14 protein-coding genes are annotated in these 17,780 nt (G+C 67.2%); 7 read left to right on the forward strand and 7 right to left on the reverse strand.

Annotation, left to right across the window (positions count from 1 at the left end):
• Positions 1–152: 152 nt before the first annotated feature.
• The 6 genes from sppA to ACWKSV_RS09865 all read left to right on the forward strand — a co-directional run bounded on the left by sppA (position 153) and on the right by ACWKSV_RS09865 (position 7,171).
• Positions 153–2,114 (forward strand): signal peptide peptidase SppA, encoded by a 1,962-nt coding sequence (sppA, locus tag ACWKSV_RS09840; protein WP_083706699.1) that lies wholly within the window; start codon positions 153–155, stop codon positions 2,112–2,114.
• Positions 2,115–2,316: 202 nt separating this feature from the next.
• Positions 2,317–2,907: a GNAT family N-acetyltransferase gene (locus tag ACWKSV_RS09845; protein ID WP_076717321.1), complete on the forward strand. Its 591-nt coding sequence runs from the start codon at positions 2,317–2,319 to the stop codon at positions 2,905–2,907.
• Positions 2,908–2,939: 32 nt separating this feature from the next.
• The gene (locus ACWKSV_RS09850; protein WP_076717323.1) at positions 2,940–3,653 is read left to right on the forward strand and encodes a GNAT family N-acetyltransferase; all 714 of its coding nucleotides are present in this window, start codon (positions 2,940–2,942) and stop codon (positions 3,651–3,653) included.
• 106 nt (positions 3,654–3,759) lie between these two features.
• The gene (pgi, locus tag ACWKSV_RS09855) at positions 3,760–5,253 is read left to right on the forward strand and encodes a glucose-6-phosphate isomerase (protein ID WP_076718375.1); all 1,494 of its coding nucleotides are present in this window, start codon (positions 3,760–3,762) and stop codon (positions 5,251–5,253) included.
• Positions 5,254–5,499: 246 nt separating this feature from the next.
• Positions 5,500–6,849, forward strand: coding sequence for a glutathione-disulfide reductase (gene gor / locus ACWKSV_RS09860; protein WP_076717325.1), 1,350 nt, complete (start codon positions 5,500–5,502; stop codon positions 6,847–6,849).
• Positions 6,850–7,006: 157 nt separating this feature from the next.
• Positions 7,007–7,171 (forward strand): hypothetical protein, encoded by a 165-nt coding sequence (locus ACWKSV_RS09865; protein WP_156361023.1) that lies wholly within the window; start codon positions 7,007–7,009, stop codon positions 7,169–7,171.
• A 3-nt stretch (positions 7,172–7,174) separates the two neighbouring features.
• Here ACWKSV_RS09865 and ACWKSV_RS09870 read toward each other — a convergent pair whose 3' ends face one another.
• The 7 genes from ACWKSV_RS09870 to ptsP form a co-directional block, all read right to left on the reverse strand.
• Positions 7,175–7,795 carry a glutathione S-transferase family protein gene (locus ACWKSV_RS09870; RefSeq protein WP_076718377.1) on the reverse strand — a complete coding sequence of 207 codons (621 nt, stop codon included), beginning with the start codon at positions 7,793–7,795 and terminating at the stop codon, positions 7,175–7,177.
• Between the two features lie 31 nt (positions 7,796–7,826).
• Positions 7,827–8,723, reverse strand: coding sequence for a dienelactone hydrolase family protein (locus ACWKSV_RS09875; protein ID WP_076717327.1), 897 nt, complete (start codon positions 8,721–8,723; stop codon positions 7,827–7,829).
• Between the two features lie 456 nt (positions 8,724–9,179).
• On the reverse strand, positions 9,180–11,147 hold the full coding sequence (gene ftsH / locus ACWKSV_RS09880) for an ATP-dependent zinc metalloprotease FtsH (RefSeq protein ID WP_076717328.1): 1,968 nt from the start codon (positions 11,145–11,147) through the stop codon (positions 9,180–9,182).
• 222 nt (positions 11,148–11,369) lie between these two features.
• Positions 11,370–12,362, reverse strand: coding sequence for a tRNA lysidine(34) synthetase TilS (tilS, locus tag ACWKSV_RS09885; RefSeq protein ID WP_076717330.1), 993 nt, complete (start codon positions 12,360–12,362; stop codon positions 11,370–11,372).
• Positions 12,363–12,626: 264 nt separating this feature from the next.
• Positions 12,627–13,556: a tetratricopeptide repeat protein gene (locus ACWKSV_RS09890; protein WP_076717332.1), complete on the reverse strand. Its 930-nt coding sequence runs from the start codon at positions 13,554–13,556 to the stop codon at positions 12,627–12,629.
• Between the two features lie 88 nt (positions 13,557–13,644).
• Positions 13,645–14,595, reverse strand: coding sequence for a helix-turn-helix domain-containing protein (locus ACWKSV_RS09895; protein WP_076717334.1), 951 nt, complete (start codon positions 14,593–14,595; stop codon positions 13,645–13,647).
• Between the two features lie 91 nt (positions 14,596–14,686).
• Positions 14,687–16,960, reverse strand: coding sequence for a phosphoenolpyruvate--protein phosphotransferase (gene ptsP, locus ACWKSV_RS09900; protein ID WP_076718379.1), 2,274 nt, complete (start codon positions 16,958–16,960; stop codon positions 14,687–14,689).
• A 177-nt stretch (positions 16,961–17,137) separates the two neighbouring features.
• Here ptsP and ACWKSV_RS09905 point away from each other — a divergent pair, with 177 nt between their 5' ends.
• Positions 17,138–17,653 carry a DUF4142 domain-containing protein gene (locus ACWKSV_RS09905; protein WP_083706700.1) on the forward strand — a complete coding sequence of 172 codons (516 nt, stop codon included), beginning with the start codon at positions 17,138–17,140 and terminating at the stop codon, positions 17,651–17,653.
• Positions 17,654–17,780: the final 127 nt, after the last annotated feature.

A 17,780-nucleotide genomic window follows, 5' to 3' on the forward strand; every position in this document is an offset into this window, starting at 1 on the left:
ATGTGAACGGGCATTCAGGCCGTCAACGCCCGCCGGCAAAAAATTTCGACGGGCCGTGGCAGGCGCGGGAACAAATTCCGGCGGCCTTGCTGCGTATTGGCCCGGTAATACGGACCATTGCCGAGCATCCCCCGCTGGGGTAGCGATAGGGGATGACCGACGCCCGCGCCGACGCAATTCCCCCCGCCTCCCCGCTCGACCAGGATTTCAGCCGACCAGGGCGCAAGCCCGGACGGCGTAGCGGCTGGCGGCTGGTACGCGGTGCCTGGCGGCTGCTGGTCGGCATCAAGGATTTCCTGGTGCTGGCCGCGATGCTGTTGTTCTTCGGCCTGATCTTCGCCGCGCTCAACGCCCGGCCGGGGACCAAGGCGATCACCGACGGCGCGCTGCTGCTGAAGCTGGACGGCCCGATCGTCGAACAGCCCGAAACGGTCGCGCCGCTCGCCATGCTGTCGGGGCGCAGCGTCCCGCACGAATATCGCCTGCGCGATCTGGTCCGCGCGATCGATACCGCCAAGGACGATGGCCGGGTCAAGGTGCTGGTCCTCGATCTGGACGCGTTCGGCGGGGCCTATCCGGCGACCCTTCAGGAGGTCGGCGACGCGATCCAGCGTTTTCGCAAGGGCGGCAAGCCGGTGCTCGCCTATGCCACCGCCTATACCGACGGCGCCTATCGCCTGGCCGCCAACGCCAGCGAGGTCTGGGTCAATCCGCTGGGCGGCACGCTGTTCACCGGGCCGGGCGGCAACCAGCTCTATTACAAGGGCCTGATCGACAAGCTGGGCGTCACCACCCATGTCTACCGCGTCGGCAAGTTCAAATCCTTCGTCGAACCCTATATCCGCAGCGACCAGAGCCCCGATGCGCGCGCCGCGTCGCAGGCGCTGTACGGCACGCTGTTCGCCCAGTGGCGCGAAGCCGTGGCCAAGGCGCGGCCCAAGGCGCAGATCGACGCCTTCCTGACCCAGCCCGACCGCGCCGTGCTGGCGTCCAACGGCAGCATCGCCGACGCCAATTTGAAGGCCGGGCTGGTCGACAAGCTGGGCGACAAGCTGGCCTTCGGCAAGCGCGTGGCCCAGATCGCAGGGGCCGAGGCGAACAAGCCCGCAGGCTCGTTCCGCACCATCTCCTACGCCTCCTGGGTGCGCGCCAATCCGTTGCCGACCAAGGGCGATGCGATCGGCGTGCTGACCATCGCGGGCAATATCGTCGATGGCGAGGCCGGTCCCGGCACCGCCGCGGGCGAGACGGTGTCCAAGGCGCTGCTCGACGGCCTGGCCAAGAAGAACCTGAAGGCGCTGGTCGTGCGCGTCGATTCGCCGGGCGGCTCGGTGCTGGCGTCCGAGCAGATTCGCCAGGCGATCCTGGAGGCCAAGCGGCAGAAGCTGCCCGTCATCGTCTCGATGGGCGGCCTGGCGGCGTCGGGCGGTTACTGGGTTTCGACCTCGGCCGACCTGATCTTCGCCGAGCCCGGCACGATCACCGGGTCGATCGGCATTTTCGGCATCATCCCGACCTTCGAGAATACGCTGGCCAAGATCGGCGTGACCACCGACGGGGTGAAGACCACGCCGCTGACCGGCCAGCCCGACGTGCTGGGCGGCACGACGCCGATGCTCGACACCATCCTGCAGGCTGGGATCGAGAATGGCTATCGCCAGTTCCTGACCCGCGTCGCTGAGGCGCGTCACATGACGCCGGAAAAGGTCGACACCATCGCGCAGGGTCGGGTGTGGGACGGCGGCACCGCGCGCCAGATCGGGCTGGTCGACCGCTTCGGCAACCTGTCCGATGCCATTGCCGAGGCCGCGCGCCGCGCCAAGCTGGACCCGGCCAAGGTCTATCCGGAATATCTGGAGAAGAAGCCGGGCTTTGCGGCGGTACTGGCCGAAGGGTTCGACAGCGACGATGACGGCCAGCAGGGCGGCGACGTCTTCGCCATCGCGGCGGCCGAGCGCCGCGCCGTCGCGGCCCGCGCACTGGGCGATGTCGCGCGGCTGGCGCGGGGCGGGTCGGTGCAGGCGAAGTGCCTGGAATGCGGCGCGCTGGGGCCCATAGGCTCAGCCAGCGACGAGCGGCTGCTCGACCTGCTGATCGCGCGCTTGGGGCTCTGAGCGGATCCCCCCCCCCGTTCAGCCTGAGCGAAGTCGAAGGCCAAGGGATTCCCCGGGGAGGATAGCACGGGACGTGCACTTCGACTTCGCTCAGTGCGAACGGAGGGGGGATTGTGTCGCGAAAGGGTGCAGGACGTTGGCCCCTTCCGAACCGCACATCCCCGCGCTACGCAGGCCCATCGCTTCAGGAGACGCTACCCCCATGATCGCCATCCGCGCCGCCCGCCCCGATGACGCCGCCGCCATCGCCGCCATCTATGCGCCGCATGTGCTGGCGGGCGTCGTCTCCTTCGAGACCCAGGCCCCCGACGCCGACACGATGCGCGCGCGGATGGAGGGGGCGGACGGCCTCTATCCCTGGATCGTCGCGACGCTGGCCGATGAAGAGGGCCGCGAAGATGCGGTGATCGGCTATGCCTATGCCGCGCGCTTCCGCGAGCGCGAGGCCTATCGTTGGGTGGTGGAGACGACCATCTATGTCGCCGACGTGTCGCAGCGGTCGGGCATCGGGCGGCTGTTGTACGAGGCGCTGGTCGACACGCTGACCGCGCAAGGCTTCACCCAGGCGATGGGTGTCATCGCGCTGCCCAATGACGGCTCGATCAAGCTGCACGAAGCCGTCGGCTTCCGCCGCGCGGGCGTCTTCCGCGAGGTCGGCCACAAGCATAGCCGCTGGATCGACGTGGGCTATTGGCAGCGCGAACTGGCCGAACCGGCGGCGCATCCCGCCGAACCGAAGCGCTTCGCCGATGTCGGCGTGGTCCGCGATCCGGTGGCGGTAAAGCATCGGTAGGGCCGACCCACGCCTGCGCGGAAGTTGACAGGATGACGGACTTTTCGCCACGTATCCCGGAATATTGGCAGGCGCAGTTCGCAGGCGATGCGCTGGGTCCGGACAGCTGTACGGTTAATCCTTCCCTGTCGCACAAGCGGCCTGCCATGATCCTGACAAGGGACGGTGCCCCCTCGCGGATGACGGTCCGCCCCGAACTCGCAGCGTGTCTTGGACAACTCACGCCGCCGTCCCCGTCGATCGAAGACCGGAGAGCAGCGCTGATTGAGTCCGGCATCGCCTTCCACGATCCCGACCATCTGTTCTACCTGCCCGAGGACGGCCCCATCCCCACGCCCGCGCGGTCGGCACGCAAGCTGACGCCGGGCGACCGCAGCGCCTTCGACATCTTTCATCATGAAGCGCCCGAGGCTGACCGCGAGGATGCGTTCGTCGAATGGGATCATTGGGCCGTCTTCGGCTGCTTCGATGGCGATCGGCTGATCAGCGCGGCCAGTGCAATGCTGTGGGAGAACAGCCCGTTTGCCGATCTGGGTGTCCTGACCCTGCCCGATGCGCGAGGCAAAGGCGCCGCCCGCGCCGTCGTTCTGGCGATGCTCGACTTTGTACGAGGTCAGGGCCTCGAACCGCAATATCGCTGCCAGATCAACAATATCGCGTCCGTCGCGCTGGCGAAGGCGTGCGGCCTGCGCCTCTATGGGCAATGGATCGTCGCCGCCGAACCGCCCTCTCCGTGCCATAGTTGAGCGGCCCGCCACACAATACCAATCTAAGGCTTGGCTTTGCGCACCCGCTTTGGCTAACGCCGTAAGGGAAGCCCCCCGGGGCATGCGCAAGGAAGGAACAGGCATCATGGCTGCCGACTGGTCGACGATCGAATCGCTCCCGCAGACCCCGCTTCTCGATCTTTTCGCGAATGATCCCAACCGGCTGGCCTCGCTCAGCCTGGATGTGGCGGGTATCCATTTCGACTGGTCCAAGACCCATCTGACCCGCGAGGCCGTCGCCGCCTTCGCCGAGCTCGCCAAGGCGAGCGGGCTGGCCGCCAAGCGTGACGCGCTGTTCGGGGGCGAGGTCGTCAACGTCACCGAAGGCCGCGCGGTCGAGCACACCGCCGAGCGTGGCGAGGGCAATCCCGAAAGCGTCGCCGTGGCGCGCCAGTCGCACGCCCGGATGCGCGCGCTGATCGACGCGATCGAGGCGGAAGCGCTGGGGCCGATCCGCCATGTCCTGCACATCGGCATCGGCGGCTCGGCGCTGGGCCCCGACCTGCTGGTCGACGCGCTGGGCCGTGACAGCGACCGTTATGACGTGGCGATCGTGTCGAACGTCGACGGCGTCGCGCTGGAGGAGGTGTTCAAGCGCTTCGACCCCGCCGCCACGCTGCTGGTCGTCGCATCCAAGACCTTCACCACCACCGAGACGATGCTGAACGCCACCTCGGCGCTTCAGTGGATGACCGAGAGCGGCGTCGAGGACCCTTATGGCAAGGTCATCGCGCTGACCGCCAATCCCGAAAAGGCGGTCGAATGGGGCGTCGACGAGACGCGCATCCTGCCGTTCGCCGAATCGGTCGGCGGCCGTTATTCGCTCTGGTCGACGATCGGCTTCCCGGCGGCGCTGGGCCTGGGCTGGGACGCGTTCGAGGAACTGCTGGAAGGCGCGGCCGAAATGGACCGCCATTTCCGCCTGACCGACCTGGCGCAGAACGCCCCCGCGCTCGCCGCCTTTGCCGACTTGTACTACACCCAGGTCCGCCATGCCGAGACGCGCGCGCCCTTCGCCTATGACGAGCGCCTGCGCCTGCTCCCCTCCTATCTCCAGCAGCTGGAGATGGAGTCGAACGGCAAGGGCGTGACCGTCGACGGCCAGCCCGTCGGACGGCCGACCGCCGCGATCACCTGGGGCGGCGTCGGCACCGATGCGCAGCATGCGGTGTTCCAGCTGCTCCACCAGGGCACGCACCTCGTCCCCGTGGAGTTCATCGCGGTCATCGAGCCGGGCGATGTGCTGAGCGACGATCATCACCGCCAGCTGCTGCTCAACGCCTTTGCGCAGGGTGCGGCACTGATGAAGGGCAAGACGGTCGATGACCCCGCGCGCAGCTATTCGGGCGATCGTCCGTCCTCGACCATCCTGCTCGACACGCTCGACCCGCGCACGCTGGGCGCGCTGATCGCCTTTTACGAGCATCGCGTGTTCGTGAACGGCGTGCTGCTGGGCATCAACAGCTTCGACCAGTTCGGCGTCGAGTTGGGCAAGGAAATGGCCAAGGCCGCCGACCAGGGCGGGCAGGATTTCGATCCCTCGACCGAGGATCTGATCAAGCGGGCGTTCGGGGAGTAACGATCCTCCCCTGCAAGGGGAGGCGGCATCGCGTAGCGATGACGGAGGGGTGTCACCGCCAGCGAGCGTTCCAGCCCCTCCACCACGCCCTGCGGGCGCGGTCCCTCTCCCCAAGCTGTGCTTGGGGAGGAATTTTGAATTTCCGATCACTGTCAGGGGGACGCTGAACTTGGCTCGGCGTCCCCCGTTGTGCTTTTAGGCGGGCTGCACACCCGCGCTTTCTGACTTCCCGGAGAAACCGATCCCATGGCTGACTATGACTATGACCTGTTCGTCATCGGGGCGGGTTCGGGCGGCACGCGCGCCTCGCGGGTCGCGGCGGCGCATGGTGCGCGCGTGGCGGTGGCCGAGGAATATCGCGTCGGCGGCACCTGCGTCATTCGCGGCTGTGTCCCGAAGAAGCTGCTCGTCTATGGCGCGCATTTCGCCGAGGATCTGAAGGACGCCCGCCGCTTCGGCTGGCAGGTGCCGAGCGACTGCGAATTTTCGTGGGAAACGCTGCGCGACAATGTCCTGTCGGAGGTCGACCGGCTGAACGGTGCGTACAAGAAGACGCTGGAAAGCCACAATGTCGAGATCATCGACCAGCGTGCCGTCGTCACCGGCCCGAACAGCGTCCGCCTGGCCGACGGGACCGAGAAGACCGCCGAGCGTATCCTGATCGCGGTCGGCGCGCATCCGGCCGTCCCCTCCTGCCCCGGCCATGAGCATGGCATCACCTCCAACGAGGCGTTCCATCTCGACGCGATTCCCAAACGCGTGCTGATCGCGGGTGCGGGCTATATCGCCAATGAATTTGCGGGCGTCTTCCACCAGTTCGGCGCGCACGTCACGCTGATCAACCGCAGCAAGGATATCCTGCGCGGCTATGACCTGACGATCCGCGACCGGCTGCTCCAGATTTCGATGATGAAGGGCATTGAGTTCCGCTTCGACGCGACGTTCGAAGGGATTGAGAAGATGGACGATGGCTGCCTGAAGGTATCCATGTCCAACCACGAGCCGATGATCGTCGACCTGGTGATGTTCGCGACCGGCCGCCTGCCCAATACCCATGGCCTGGGGCTGGAGACGGCGGGCGTCGAGCTCGACGATCATGGCGCGATCAAGGTAGACGAGGACAATTGCTCGACCTGCCCCAGCATCTATGCGGTGGGCGACGTGACCAACCGAGTCCAGCTGACCCCCGTCGCGATCCGTGAGGGACAGGCCTTTGCCGATACGGTGTTCGGCAATAAGCCGACCCGCGTCGACTATGACTGCATCCCGGCCGCCGTGTTCAGCCATCCGCCGATGGCGGGCGTCGGCATGACCGAGGCACAGGCGAAGCAGACGCTGGGATCGGTGCAGGTCTACACCTCCGACTTCCGCCCGATGAAGAATGTGCTGGCAGGCCGCGAGGAACGCGCGCTCTACAAGATGGTGTGCGACGGCGACACCGGCCGCGTGGTCGGGCTGCACATGATCGGTCCCGACGTGCCCGAAATTCTCCAGGCCGCCGCCATCGCGGTGAAGGCCGGCCTGACCAAGGCACAGTTCGACGCCACCGTCGCGCTGCATCCGACCATGTCGGAGGAACTGGTGCTGATGCGCTGAAGGCTCGGTTGCCCCCCGGTGTCCCACCGGGGGGCAGTCCAGAGGCAGACCATCCTTATTTGCATATCGCGCTAAATGTTATTGCGGTTTAGGATATGTTCACGTCGAGTCGCTAGGACGTTGGAACAGAGGCGTTGCGGTGGAAATGGAACCGAAGATGAGTGAGCATGGCGTTACTTTCGAGCAGGTCATCGCCTTCGCAAAGGCCGCGATGGACGGTGCGGATGCGTTGAACCAGCCGCTGGCGGGCAACCACATCGCCGCCGGGCTCGAAATGCTGCGCAACGCCCATCAGCAGGCGGGAGCCGCCTCTTCGGTCTGATCGTCAGGCGTCTTCCGCGCTTTTGCCATCGTCCAGCGCGGTGGCACGCCGATGCGCGGGACGATCCTGCAAGCGACCGATATAGGCCATGATCGCATCGGTCTTCGGGATCAGCCCGAACTGGGTGAACCACATCAACTGTGATCCCAGATAGACATCCGCCGCCGTGAAGCGCTCGCCGGTGATATAGGGATGCTCGGCCACCGCTGCGCCGACGACGCCCACGGCCCGTTCGAAATCGCCATAGCCCGCCATACGCTGCTGCTCGACGGTTGGCTCCACGCCCATCGCGCGATTGGTGATCGCGGCCTCCAGCGGCCCTGCTGCGAAGAACAGCCAGCGATAATAACGCGCCTGCTCCTGCGGCAAGGGCGACAGTTCGGCATCGGGATAAGCTTCCGCCAGATAGGCGCAGATCGCCGCCGTCTCCGTCACCACCTGGCCGCGATGGACGATGGCGGGAACCTTCATCATCGGATTGATCGCGCGATAGTCGGGCGCGATCATCGTCGTCCCGTAATCCAGCACGACCGTGTCATAGATCGCCCCCGTCTCCTCAAGCATCCAGCGGGCGATGCGGCCCCGCGACTGGGGGTTGGTGTACAACGTCAGGTCGGCGGTCATCAGGCTCTCCAAGGCGATGTGAGGGACAAAGTCAGGCGCGGTCGAGATGGCGGTGCAGAAAGGCGATGGTCCGCGACCAGGCCTGGGCTGCCGCCGCCGCATTATAGCGCTCGGCGGAGCTGTCGTTGTTGAAGGCATGGTCGACGCCCTGATAGGTAAAGGCCTCGACCGGCCGCCCCGCCGCCTTCAACGCCGCGACCCAAGGCTCGCCGGTCGCATTCACGCGCGCATCCTTGCCCGCATAATGCAGCATCAGCGGCGACCGGACCTTCGCCGCCTCGCCGGGAATCGGTGCGGGGCCGTAATAGGCCACGCCCGTGGACAGCGCCGGGCCTGCCGCCACCGCCAGCCGGTTGACGAACGCCCCGCCCCAGCAAAAGCCGACCGCGCCGACGCGGCCGGTGCCCGTCTTGTCGGTGGCGGCATGTCCCATCATCGCCCGCGCCTGGGCCAGCGCCAGATCATAGTCGAGCGTGCCGATCAGCGTTCGCGCGCGATCCTCATCCGCCGGTGTACCGCCCTGCGGGGCTAACAGATCGGGCGCGATCGCATGGAACCCGGCTAACGCGATGCGCCGCGCGACATCCTCGATATGCGGGGTAAGGCCGCGATTCTCATGGATGACCAGCACCGTGCCGAGCCGCTTTCTCATGCCCTTGGGGCTGGCGAGATAGGCCGCCGAGCGCGCGCCCGCCTCCATCCCCTCGCGACGGTCGATGCGCAGCCGGGTATCATGGGGGTCGGTCTGCGCGGCGGCGGCGGGACTGGCGGAGATACCCAGGATCAGCGCCTCGGCGGCGGCGGCCGATCCGGCCAGCGCGGTCATCTGGCGCAAGAGGGTGCGGCGGTCGTGATGCTCATGGGTGAAGGCGTCATAGATACGCACCGCGCGGTCGCGCACGGATTCAGTCGGGGGGATATCGGTCATGCGGGCATCCTCCACTACGGTCACAGGTCCGGCATAGGTGCCGGTATCCTCGCGATTGTGAGGAGAGCTTAGTGGTGTGGGGTGACGGGGGCCAGGGTTGATTGCGCGGGGGGCGGCTGGGCGTGGCCTTCCATTGCACTCAGGCGGAATGGAGTGGGAGGATGCGCACCCGGCGTTTCGTGAAGATAGCGCCGAGATTCTACTGGTCCGAGATGGTTCCACCCCTCCCCTTCAGGGGAGGGGCCGCGGGTGGGGCGCTTCCGCAAGCCCGGCGTTCGTGGAGAGGCCCCACCCCAACCCCTCCCCTGAAGGGGAGGGGCTCGCATCGACTTAATAGGTTGCCGCCTGCTTTCGCCTCCGTTCGGGCTGAGCGAAGTCGAAGGCCACGGGGCAACACCAAAACAAAAAGGCCGCCCCCTCATCGGGGACGGCCCTTTCGTCAGCCTAGCGGGAAGATTACGCCCCCAGCGGGCTCGGCGAACCGAACGGCCCGCTGCCGCGCCGCGTCTTCGGGATCGAGGTCCCCGCCTTGGCGATCGGCGTCGCCTTGGCCTTGGGGTCGTCGCGACCGATATCGTCGCCCGCGATCAGCTTCTTGATTTCGTCACCCGACAGCGTTTCATATTCGAGCAGCGCACCGGCCAGCAGATGGAGCTGGTCGACATGCTCGGTCAGCACGTGCTTGGCGCGATGCAGACCGCCCTCGACGATCGACTTGATCTCGTCGTCGATCAGCTGCGCGGTCTGGTTGGACATACGCACCGGCTGGCTGGACGAATAGCCCAGGAAGCTCTCGCCTTCCGGCTGGGCATATTCGACCGGGCCGACCTTGTCGGACATGCCCCACTTCGTGACCATGTCGCGGGCCAGACCCGTGGCGTACTGGATGTCGCCGCTCGCGCCGCTCGACACCTTGTCATAACCGAAGATGATCTCCTCGGCGACACGACCGCCCATGGCCACCGCCAGGTTCGCGTACATCTTGTCGCGGTGATAGCTGTACGAATCGCGTTCCGGCAGGCGCATCACCATGCCCAGCGCACGACCGCGCGGGATGATCGTCGCCTTGTGGATCGGGTCCGACGCCGGTTCATGCAGCGCGATGACCGCATGGCCCGCCTCGTGATAAGCGGTCATCCGCTTCTCGTCCTCGGTCATGACCATGGAGCGGCGTTCCGCGCCCATCATGACCTTGTCCTTGGCTTCCTCGAACTCGGCATTGGCGACCAGGCGCTTGCCCTTGCGCGCCGCCATCAGCGCGGCCTCGTTGACGAGGTTGGCCAGATCCGCGCCCGAGAAGCCCGGCGTACCGCGCGCGATGACGCGGGCGTCGACGTCGGGGGCCAGCGGCACCTTCTTCATATGGACTTCGAGGATCTTCACGCGGCCGTCGATATCCGGGCGGGGCACGACGACCTGGCGATCGAAGCGACCGGGGCGCAGCAGCGCGGGGTCGAGCACGTCGGGGCGGTTGGTCGCAGCGATGATGATGATGCCTTCATTGGCCTCGAAACCATCCATCTCGACCAGCAGCTGGTTCAGCGTCTGCTCGCGCTCGTCATTGCCATTGCCCAGGCCCGCACCGCGATGACGGCCGACCGCATCGATCTCGTCGATGAAGACGATGCACGGCGCCGACTTCTTGGCCTGTTCGAACATGTCGCGCACGCGGCTGGCACCGACGCCGACGAACATCTCGACGAAATCCGAACCCGAAATGGTGAAGAAGGGCACGCCCGCCTCACCCGCGATGGCGCGGGCGAGCAGCGTCTTGCCGGTGCCCGGCGAGCCGACCAGCAGCGCGCCCTTCGGGATCTTGCCGCCCAGACGGGCGAACTTCGACGGGTCTTTCAGGAACTCGACGATTTCCTGCAGCTCTTCGCGCGCTTCGTCGATGCCGGCCACATCGTCGAACGTTACCTTGCCTTCCTTCTGGGTCAGCATGCGGGCGCGGCTCTTGCCGAAGCCCATCGCGCCGCTGGCACCGCCGCCCTTCTGCATCTGGCGCAGAACGAAGAAGGCGATACCGATGAACAGCAGGAACGGCAGCGAATTATAGAGCATCAGCATCCAGATGGACGGCCCTTCCTCGGTCTTCGCCGTGAAGGTCACGCCCTTCTCGCGCAGACGCGGGATCAGCTGCGAGTCGGGCACCGGGGTGGTGCGGAACTTCTCGCCCGAGGACAGCGTGCCGGTGATCGACTCGCGCGAGATGGTCGCGGTCTTCACTGTGCCCTCGTCGACCTTGTCCAGGAAGGTCGAATATTCGATCTGGTTGCCGCTCTGCGCCGACGAACCCGCGCCCGACAGGCTGACGAACAGGGCGAGCGCCATCAGGATGCCCACCCAGATCAACAGGCTCTTCATCCAGGGGTTGCCGCCCCCATTGGGATCGGGGCTCTGCTGCTTGTCGTTGTCGTTCATCGGTGCCGGATACCTTTCAGTGCCAAGATAGGCATGACGAGGTTAATGGCAATGGAACAAGACCGATCAATGTGATCGGGCTGGAAGCAATCCTCCCCAAGCTCTGCTTGGGGAGGGGGACCATGCGCAGCATGGTGGAGGGGCGGAGCGACCCAGGCCCCTCCACCACCGCTTCGCGGCGGTCCCCCTCCCCGCGCTTCGCGCAGGGAGGATCGTAAAACGTCAGCCCGTCTTCCTCGGGGGAGCCGGCCGGAAGCGCCAGATGCCGGAGCGGACGCTGGCGATCACTCCGGCCTGGGTCGCGCGGCTGCCCTGCGACAGCGCTTCGAGCAGCTTTTCGATGTTGCTGCCTTCGCTCCACGCCGGGCTTTCGATCCCGGCGGCGGTGCGGACCGTGCCGATCGCGCGCCGGGCCAGACGGCGGCCCAGCTCGCGCGGCAGGTCGGCGGCCTGAATCCGGACATTGTCGCCGTCGATCTGCACCCGATCCTGCCACAGCCAGTCGACCGTCGCGCGAAGATCGGTATCCGCCTCGGCCAATTGCGCCGCCGCACGGGCCAACTGTGCCACGCCCAGCCACTCATGGCCGTCGAGCAATTGCCGAAAGCGCGTGCGGTCATGGCGCGGGTCGTGATTGGCGGGGTCGTCGACGAACGGGGCCTCGGCGCGGCGAACGATCCGGCGCAGCTCGGCACGCCGCCAATCGAGCAGCGGGCGCAGCACGACCGCATCGGCGATCACCGTCCGCGCCCGCACGCCCGACAGGCCCGACAGCCCGGCCCCGCGCGCCGCGCGCATCAGGAAGGTTTCGGCCTGGTCGTCGGCATGATGCGCGGTCAGGATGGCCGCTGCCCCGATCGCACGCGCCTGTGCGGCGAGCAGGGCATAGCGCACGTCGCGCGCCTGGGACTGGATGCTCGCCCCGGCGATCGGCGTTTCCGGGCGCAGGGCGTGATGCGGGACACCCAATTGGGCGCAATGATCGGCGACCATCCGCACCTCGTCCGCCGCTTCGGGCCGCAGTCCATGATCGACCGTCGCGACCGCGATACGCCCCGGAAAGGCCGCCGCCGCCAGCGTCAGCATCGCCATGCTGTCGGGCCCGCCGGACACCGCCAGCAACAGTGGCGCCGCATCGGCATGGGGATCGTGAAGAAGCGTCAGATCGGCGACAAAGCGCGCAATCTGATCGTCGGCCGTGGCATCGGTGGCCATGATGCTCTCAAAACTGGTCAGGGATGCGCGCGCTCTGGCCCTTCCGCCGCACCAGTGCAAGAGGTTTCGTGGCTCTGCGCATTCCTCGGCGAGAGCGGAATCATATGAGATGGACCCACCCCTCCCCTTCAGGGGAGGGGCCGGGGGTGGGGCGTATCGGCAAGCGCGGCGCTCGTGGAAAAGCCCCTCCCCTGAAGGGGAGGGGCTTGCGATGATTCAAGACAATGTCGTTCTCCCCCTCAAAAGGGGAGGAATACATTTATACTACTGGCACTTCGCCGCGCTGCGGCCGCTGGCGATTTGGCTCTTCATCGCGGCGGACAGCTTGGCGCCGTACACGTCGCTCAGTTCGTCATAAACCTTGCAGGCATCGGCCGCCTTGTTGAGCTTGGTCAGCGCCTGGCCGAGGTAAAGCAGGCTGTCGGGCGCCCGCTCGCCGTCCGGGTATTTCTTGTAATTCTCATAAAAGGCCATCGACGCCAGGCTGGGCTTGCCGGAGTCGAGATAGGTACGCCCCAACAGGTTCTGGGCGAAGCTGGCGCGGCGGCTCTTGGGATAGTCGGCGACCACCTTCTTCAGCGCGGCTTCCGCTTCCGGATAGCGCTTGGCCTGCCACAGGCGATAGCCATAGAGATAGGCGTCCTCCGCCGGATCGCCGGTCGACGGCTTGTCGACCGCCGCCGCCGGGGTCGAGGTCGCGGTATCGCCGGTGACCACCGAGGCCGCCGCCGGGGTCTTGGTCGGGCGCGTCGATCCGCTGACGGGAGCAGGCGTGTCGAGCGGGACGCTCTGCCCGGCCGGGGCGATCGGCGCAGGGCCGGATTCCAATGCCTTCAAGCGCGTTTCGGTGGCGCGCTTATAGGCGTCGAACTGATCCTGAAGCTGGCGGGTGCGATACCCGTTTTGCTCGATCTGGCCGGTCAGTCCGGCCATCTGCTCCTCCAGCGAGGTCACGCGGGAGGTCAGGTCCGACAGCGCGCTGGAGGCGGGAACGCCCGGTGCCTGGGCCTGGGTCTGCGGCGCGGTGATCTCGGGCTGGACATAGCCGCCCGCGCCGTTCGGGAATACCTTGCGCTGGACCGCACGCATCTCGCTTTCCAGCTTGCCGACCCGGCCCTCGACATTGGATTGGGCGATGGCGGCGGTCGGCAGGATCATCACGGCCGCGACCCCGGCCAGCAACAGGTTACGCATCGGTTTCACCCCCCGGTGGGCTGATTATGAAAGGGACAGGACCACCCTGCCCTGCCCCGGCTGTCTCCAGCCTGAAGATTTCCGCTTCTTACAGGTCCGCCGGTGCGGTGGTGGCGGGCGAAGGCGAGGGCGCGGGCGCCGTCAGGGCGTTGCCGCCGGTCTCGCCGCTCGCAGCACGCGTCGAACGGCGTTCCGTCCGCTCACGCAGCGGGGTCCGCACGGTCGGCGTCGGCGCGGCAGCAGCGGCCGGAGCACCCGACAGCCGCGCGCCGATCGCCTCCGGATCGAGCCGCACGTCCTTGATCGCGCGCGAGCCATCGCCCAGCGGTGGGATGGGCTTGCCGTCCAGGGTCACGCTCAACTTGTCGGGGCGACCGACATTCAGCAGCGGCCCCTTGGCGGTGGCGGGCACCTCATAGCTTTCGCCGGGCTTCAGCGTGCCGATCTTCAGCGTGACATTGTCGGCGTCGTAGACGCGCAGCCACACCTCGCCATTGGCGGTCAGCACCACCTTGCCCGTCGTCACCGGCGTCGGGCTGGGGGCTGGCGTGGGTGCGGGCGCGGACGCATTGGTCAGCGGGGTCGCGGCGGGCACCTCCTGCGCGGTGCGGTCGCGGCGGAACAGATCGGTTCCATACCACAGTCCCGCGATGACGAGCAGCGCCAGCGCCAGGCCGACACCGACGATCGCCAGCCCGCGCGACGGCACGCGCGCCGGATCGGCGATATCCTGGGGTACATATTCGGTGACGCGGCGGCCCAGCCTGTCGACATCGGCGCGCACGGCTTGCGCGATGGCGACCTCGTCCGCGCCGACCGCCCGGGCATAGGCCTTGGCGAAGCCGACCGCATAGGTGGCCGACGGCAGGCTCTGATAATCGGATGCCTCGATCGCCGCGAGATGGCGGCTGGGGATGCGCGTGCGCGCACCGATATCGCCCAGCGATAGCCCCTGCGCCTCGCGCGCTGTGCGCAGGACGTCACCGGCGCGGGCAGGTGCCGCCGGCGCGGCATCGTGGCCGGGATTGACCTCGTCCATTCTCAACTCCGAAGCGACCATGGCCCACCCCATGATCGCGGTCGTTCTTTCAGACGGCTGGGATCAAGTCAACGCGAACCCCTGACCTGGATCAGGCCAATTCCACACCGTTCGTCGCAGCCCAGGCACCAAGCGCCCCGCGCATGTCACGCACGGGATGCGCGAGCAGCCGGGCCATCTCGGCGGTGATCGCGTCCCGGTCGAGCGAGCGGATCATCGCCTTCACCGGGCCGACCGCCGCCGGGGTGATCGACAGCCGGTCGATGCCCAGTCCGATCAGCGCCATCGCCTCCAGCGGACGCCCGCCCATCTCGCCGCAGACGCCGACCGGCACGCCCGCCTCACGCGCGGGTCCGACCACCCGGCGCAGGAAGCGCAGGATCGAGGGGCTGAGCCAATCATAGCGCTCGGCCAGCTTGGGGTTCGCGCGATCGGCGGCGAACAGGAATTGGGTCAGGTCATTGGTGCCGATCGACAGGAAGTCGACATTGGGCAGGATCAGGTCGAGCTGTTCCGCCAGCGCGGGCACTTCCAGCATCGCGCCGTAACGCACGTCGAGCGGCAGACGACGCCCGCGCGAGCCGAGCCAGGCCCGCTGCGCCTCGAACAGCGCCTTGGCCTCGTCGAACTCCCAGGCTTCGGACACCATCGGGAACATGACGTTCAGGGTGCGCCCCGCCCCCGCCTCGATCAGCGCGCGGGCCTGCGCCTTCATCAGGCCGTCACGCTCCAGCGCCAGGCGCAGCGCTCGCCAGCCCATGGCCGGGTTCTCCTCGTCGCCCGGATCGGTGTTGAGATAAGGGAGCGCCTTGTCGCCGCCGATATCGATGGTGCGGAACACGACCGGCCGGTCGCCCGCCGCCTCCATCACGTCGCGGTACAGGCGCTGCTGCCGCTCGCGCTGCGGCAGGGTGGCGGAGACCAGGAACTGAAACTCGGTGCGGAACAGGCCGATGCCGTCCGCCCCCGTCGTGTCGAGCGCGGCGGCGTCGTCGCGAAGCCCGGCATTGACCATCAGGGTGACACGGTGGCCGTCCTTGGTCACCGGCGGCACGTCGCGCAGCGCCGCAAAGGCCGCGCGGCGCTTCTGCCGCAGCTCCAGCTTGGCGTCGAACGCCTCCTCCATCGCCGACGAGGGTCGGACGAGCACGCTGCCCTCCGATACGTCGAGCAGCAGCTGGTCGCCGTCCGCGATCTGGCGGCGCACGTCGCTGACCCGCCCCAGCACCGGCACGCCCATGGCGCGCGCGACGATGATGACATGCGCGGTCAGCGATCCTTCCTCCAGGATCACGCCCTTCAGCCGCCGCCGGTCATATTCCAGCAGCTCGGCCGGCCCCAGGTTGCGCGCGATCAGGATCGTGTCCTGGCGCAGGCCCAGCTGCGCCGCCGTGCCCATCTGGCCCGACACGATGCGTAGCAGCCGGTTGGACAGGTCCTCCAGATCGTGCATTCGATCGGCCAGCAACGGATCGTCGATCTGGCGCATCCGCTGGCGCGTGCGCTGCTGCACCCGTTCGATCGCCGCCTCGGCGGTCAGGCCGCTATCGATCGCCTCGTTGATGCGGCGCGCCCAGCCCTCGTCATAGGCGAACATCTTGTAGGTCTCGATGACCTCGACATGCTCGCCCGCGACGCCGAACTCGGCCTCGCGCGCCATGCGGTCGATCTGTTCGCGCATCTTGTCGAACGCGGCATAGACGCGGCGGCGCTCGGCATCGATGTCCTCGGCGACCGTGTGTTCGACGACGATGCGCGGCTGGTGATAGACGGCAAAGCCGCTGCCCATGCCCTCGACCAGCTTCTGGCCCGACAGGCGGATCGTCGCGGTCATCTGCGGCCGCGTGCCCGCCGCGCCCGCCGCGTCGATCAGCCCGGCATTGGCGATCAGCTCGGACAACACCATCGCGACGGTCTGCAGCGCCTCGATCTCGACATCGGCATATTTGCGCGGTTCGCTATGCTGGACCGCCAGCACGCCCACCGCCCGCTCGCGCCGGATGATCGGCACGCCCGCAAAGCTGTGGAAACGGTCCTCGCCGGTTTCGGGCTTGTAGGCGAAGTCGGGATGGCTCGCCGCTTCGTCCAGGTTCAGCACCTCGACATCCTCGGCGATGGTGCCGACCAGCCCCTCGCCCATCGCCAGCTTGGTGACGTGGACCGCCTCCTCGGCCAGGCCACGCGTCGCGAACAGTTCCAGTACCCCTTCGCGCAGCAGATAGATCGAGCAGACCTCGCTGCCGATCGCCTCGCCGATGATCTGGACCACCTGATTCAGCTTGGCTTGGGCGGGGGTGCGCGACGCCATCACGTCGTGCAGACGAACGAGGATCTCGCGGGCGGATGCGGCGGCCGAAACGGGCATGGGCATAGGGCTAACAGACGGAATGCGGCGGTGTCATGCGCTAATATTGCACAGGCGTGCCTTTTGGTGGCGCAAGCGCCCGGACCAACACGCTAATCTGCATTATAGATCAATTATTTATGGGGAACAGCGGACCAAATGGCAGGTTGGCTCCCACGTTCGTCACGGGAGAGCATCATGCCCAAATTCTTATCCATCGCCCTTGTCCTGGGAATGGCCGCCGCGCCGGTCGCTGCACAGACTCCGCCGCCCCCGCCTCCGGCCGCCGCCAAGGCGCAAGCGGCCGCCTATGTGAAGGCGGCAGGCATGAGCGACCTGTACGAAATCACCTCCAGCAAATTGGCGCTGCAAAAGTCGCGCAACGACGACGTCCGGCGATTCGCACAGATGATGATCGACCATCACACCCAGACGACCGCCGCCACGGTCCGTGCCGCCCGGCAGGACGGCCTGCCCCCGACCCCGCCCCGGCTCGGCGGAGCGCAAGCCTCGATCGGCGAGTTGCGCCGCGCCTCGGCCGACGCATTCGACCGGCTGTATATCGGCCAGCAGCTGCCCGCACATCAGGCCGCGCTCGATCTGCATCAGAGCTTCGCCGCGAATGGCGACCGCCCGGCGCTGAAGGCCAGCGCGCAGGCCGCGGTGCCCATCGTCCAGCAGCATATCCAGATGCTGGAACAGATGCCGCGCTAAACCGACCTGCCAGCTGGGGAAAGGTTGCGAGGCGTAGGCACTGACGGAGGGATGTCGCCATCAACACTGACGCCCCTCCGTCGAGCTGCCGCCCGCCATGGCGCATGCCGCCCCGACGACACACACC

The sequence above is a fragment of the Sphingomonas sp. SphC10 genome (genome assembly GCF_057004845.1).

Coding starts and splice junctions, on each gene's coding strand:
- sppA (WP_083706699.1), top strand. CDS start 153: ATGACCGACGCCCGCGCCGACGCAATTCCCCCCGCCTCCCCGCTCGAC.
- ACWKSV_RS09845 (WP_076717321.1), top strand. CDS start 2,317: ATGATCGCCATCCGCGCCGCCCGCCCCGATGACGCCGCCGCCATCGCC.
- ACWKSV_RS09850 (WP_076717323.1), top strand. CDS start 2,940: ATGACGGACTTTTCGCCACGTATCCCGGAATATTGGCAGGCGCAGTTC.
- pgi (WP_076718375.1), top strand. CDS start 3,760: ATGGCTGCCGACTGGTCGACGATCGAATCGCTCCCGCAGACCCCGCTT.
- gor (WP_076717325.1), top strand. CDS start 5,500: ATGGCTGACTATGACTATGACCTGTTCGTCATCGGGGCGGGTTCGGGC.
- ACWKSV_RS09865 (WP_156361023.1), top strand. CDS start 7,007: ATGAGTGAGCATGGCGTTACTTTCGAGCAGGTCATCGCCTTCGCAAAG.
- ACWKSV_RS09870 (WP_076718377.1), bottom strand. CDS start 7,795: ATGACCGCCGACCTGACGTTGTACACCAACCCCCAGTCGCGGGGCCGC.
- ACWKSV_RS09875 (WP_076717327.1), bottom strand. CDS start 8,723: ATGACCGATATCCCCCCGACTGAATCCGTGCGCGACCGCGCGGTGCGT.
- ftsH (WP_076717328.1), bottom strand. CDS start 11,147: ATGAACGACAACGACAAGCAGCAGAGCCCCGATCCCAATGGGGGCGGC.
- tilS (WP_076717330.1), bottom strand. CDS start 12,362: ATGGCCACCGATGCCACGGCCGACGATCAGATTGCGCGCTTTGTCGCC.
- ACWKSV_RS09890 (WP_076717332.1), bottom strand. CDS start 13,556: ATGCGTAACCTGTTGCTGGCCGGGGTCGCGGCCGTGATGATCCTGCCG.
- ACWKSV_RS09895 (WP_076717334.1), bottom strand. CDS start 14,595: ATGGACGAGGTCAATCCCGGCCACGATGCCGCGCCGGCGGCACCTGCC.
- ptsP (WP_076718379.1), bottom strand. CDS start 16,960: ATGCCCGTTTCGGCCGCCGCATCCGCCCGCGAGATCCTCGTTCGTCTG.
- ACWKSV_RS09905 (WP_083706700.1), top strand. CDS start 17,138: ATGCCCAAATTCTTATCCATCGCCCTTGTCCTGGGAATGGCCGCCGCG.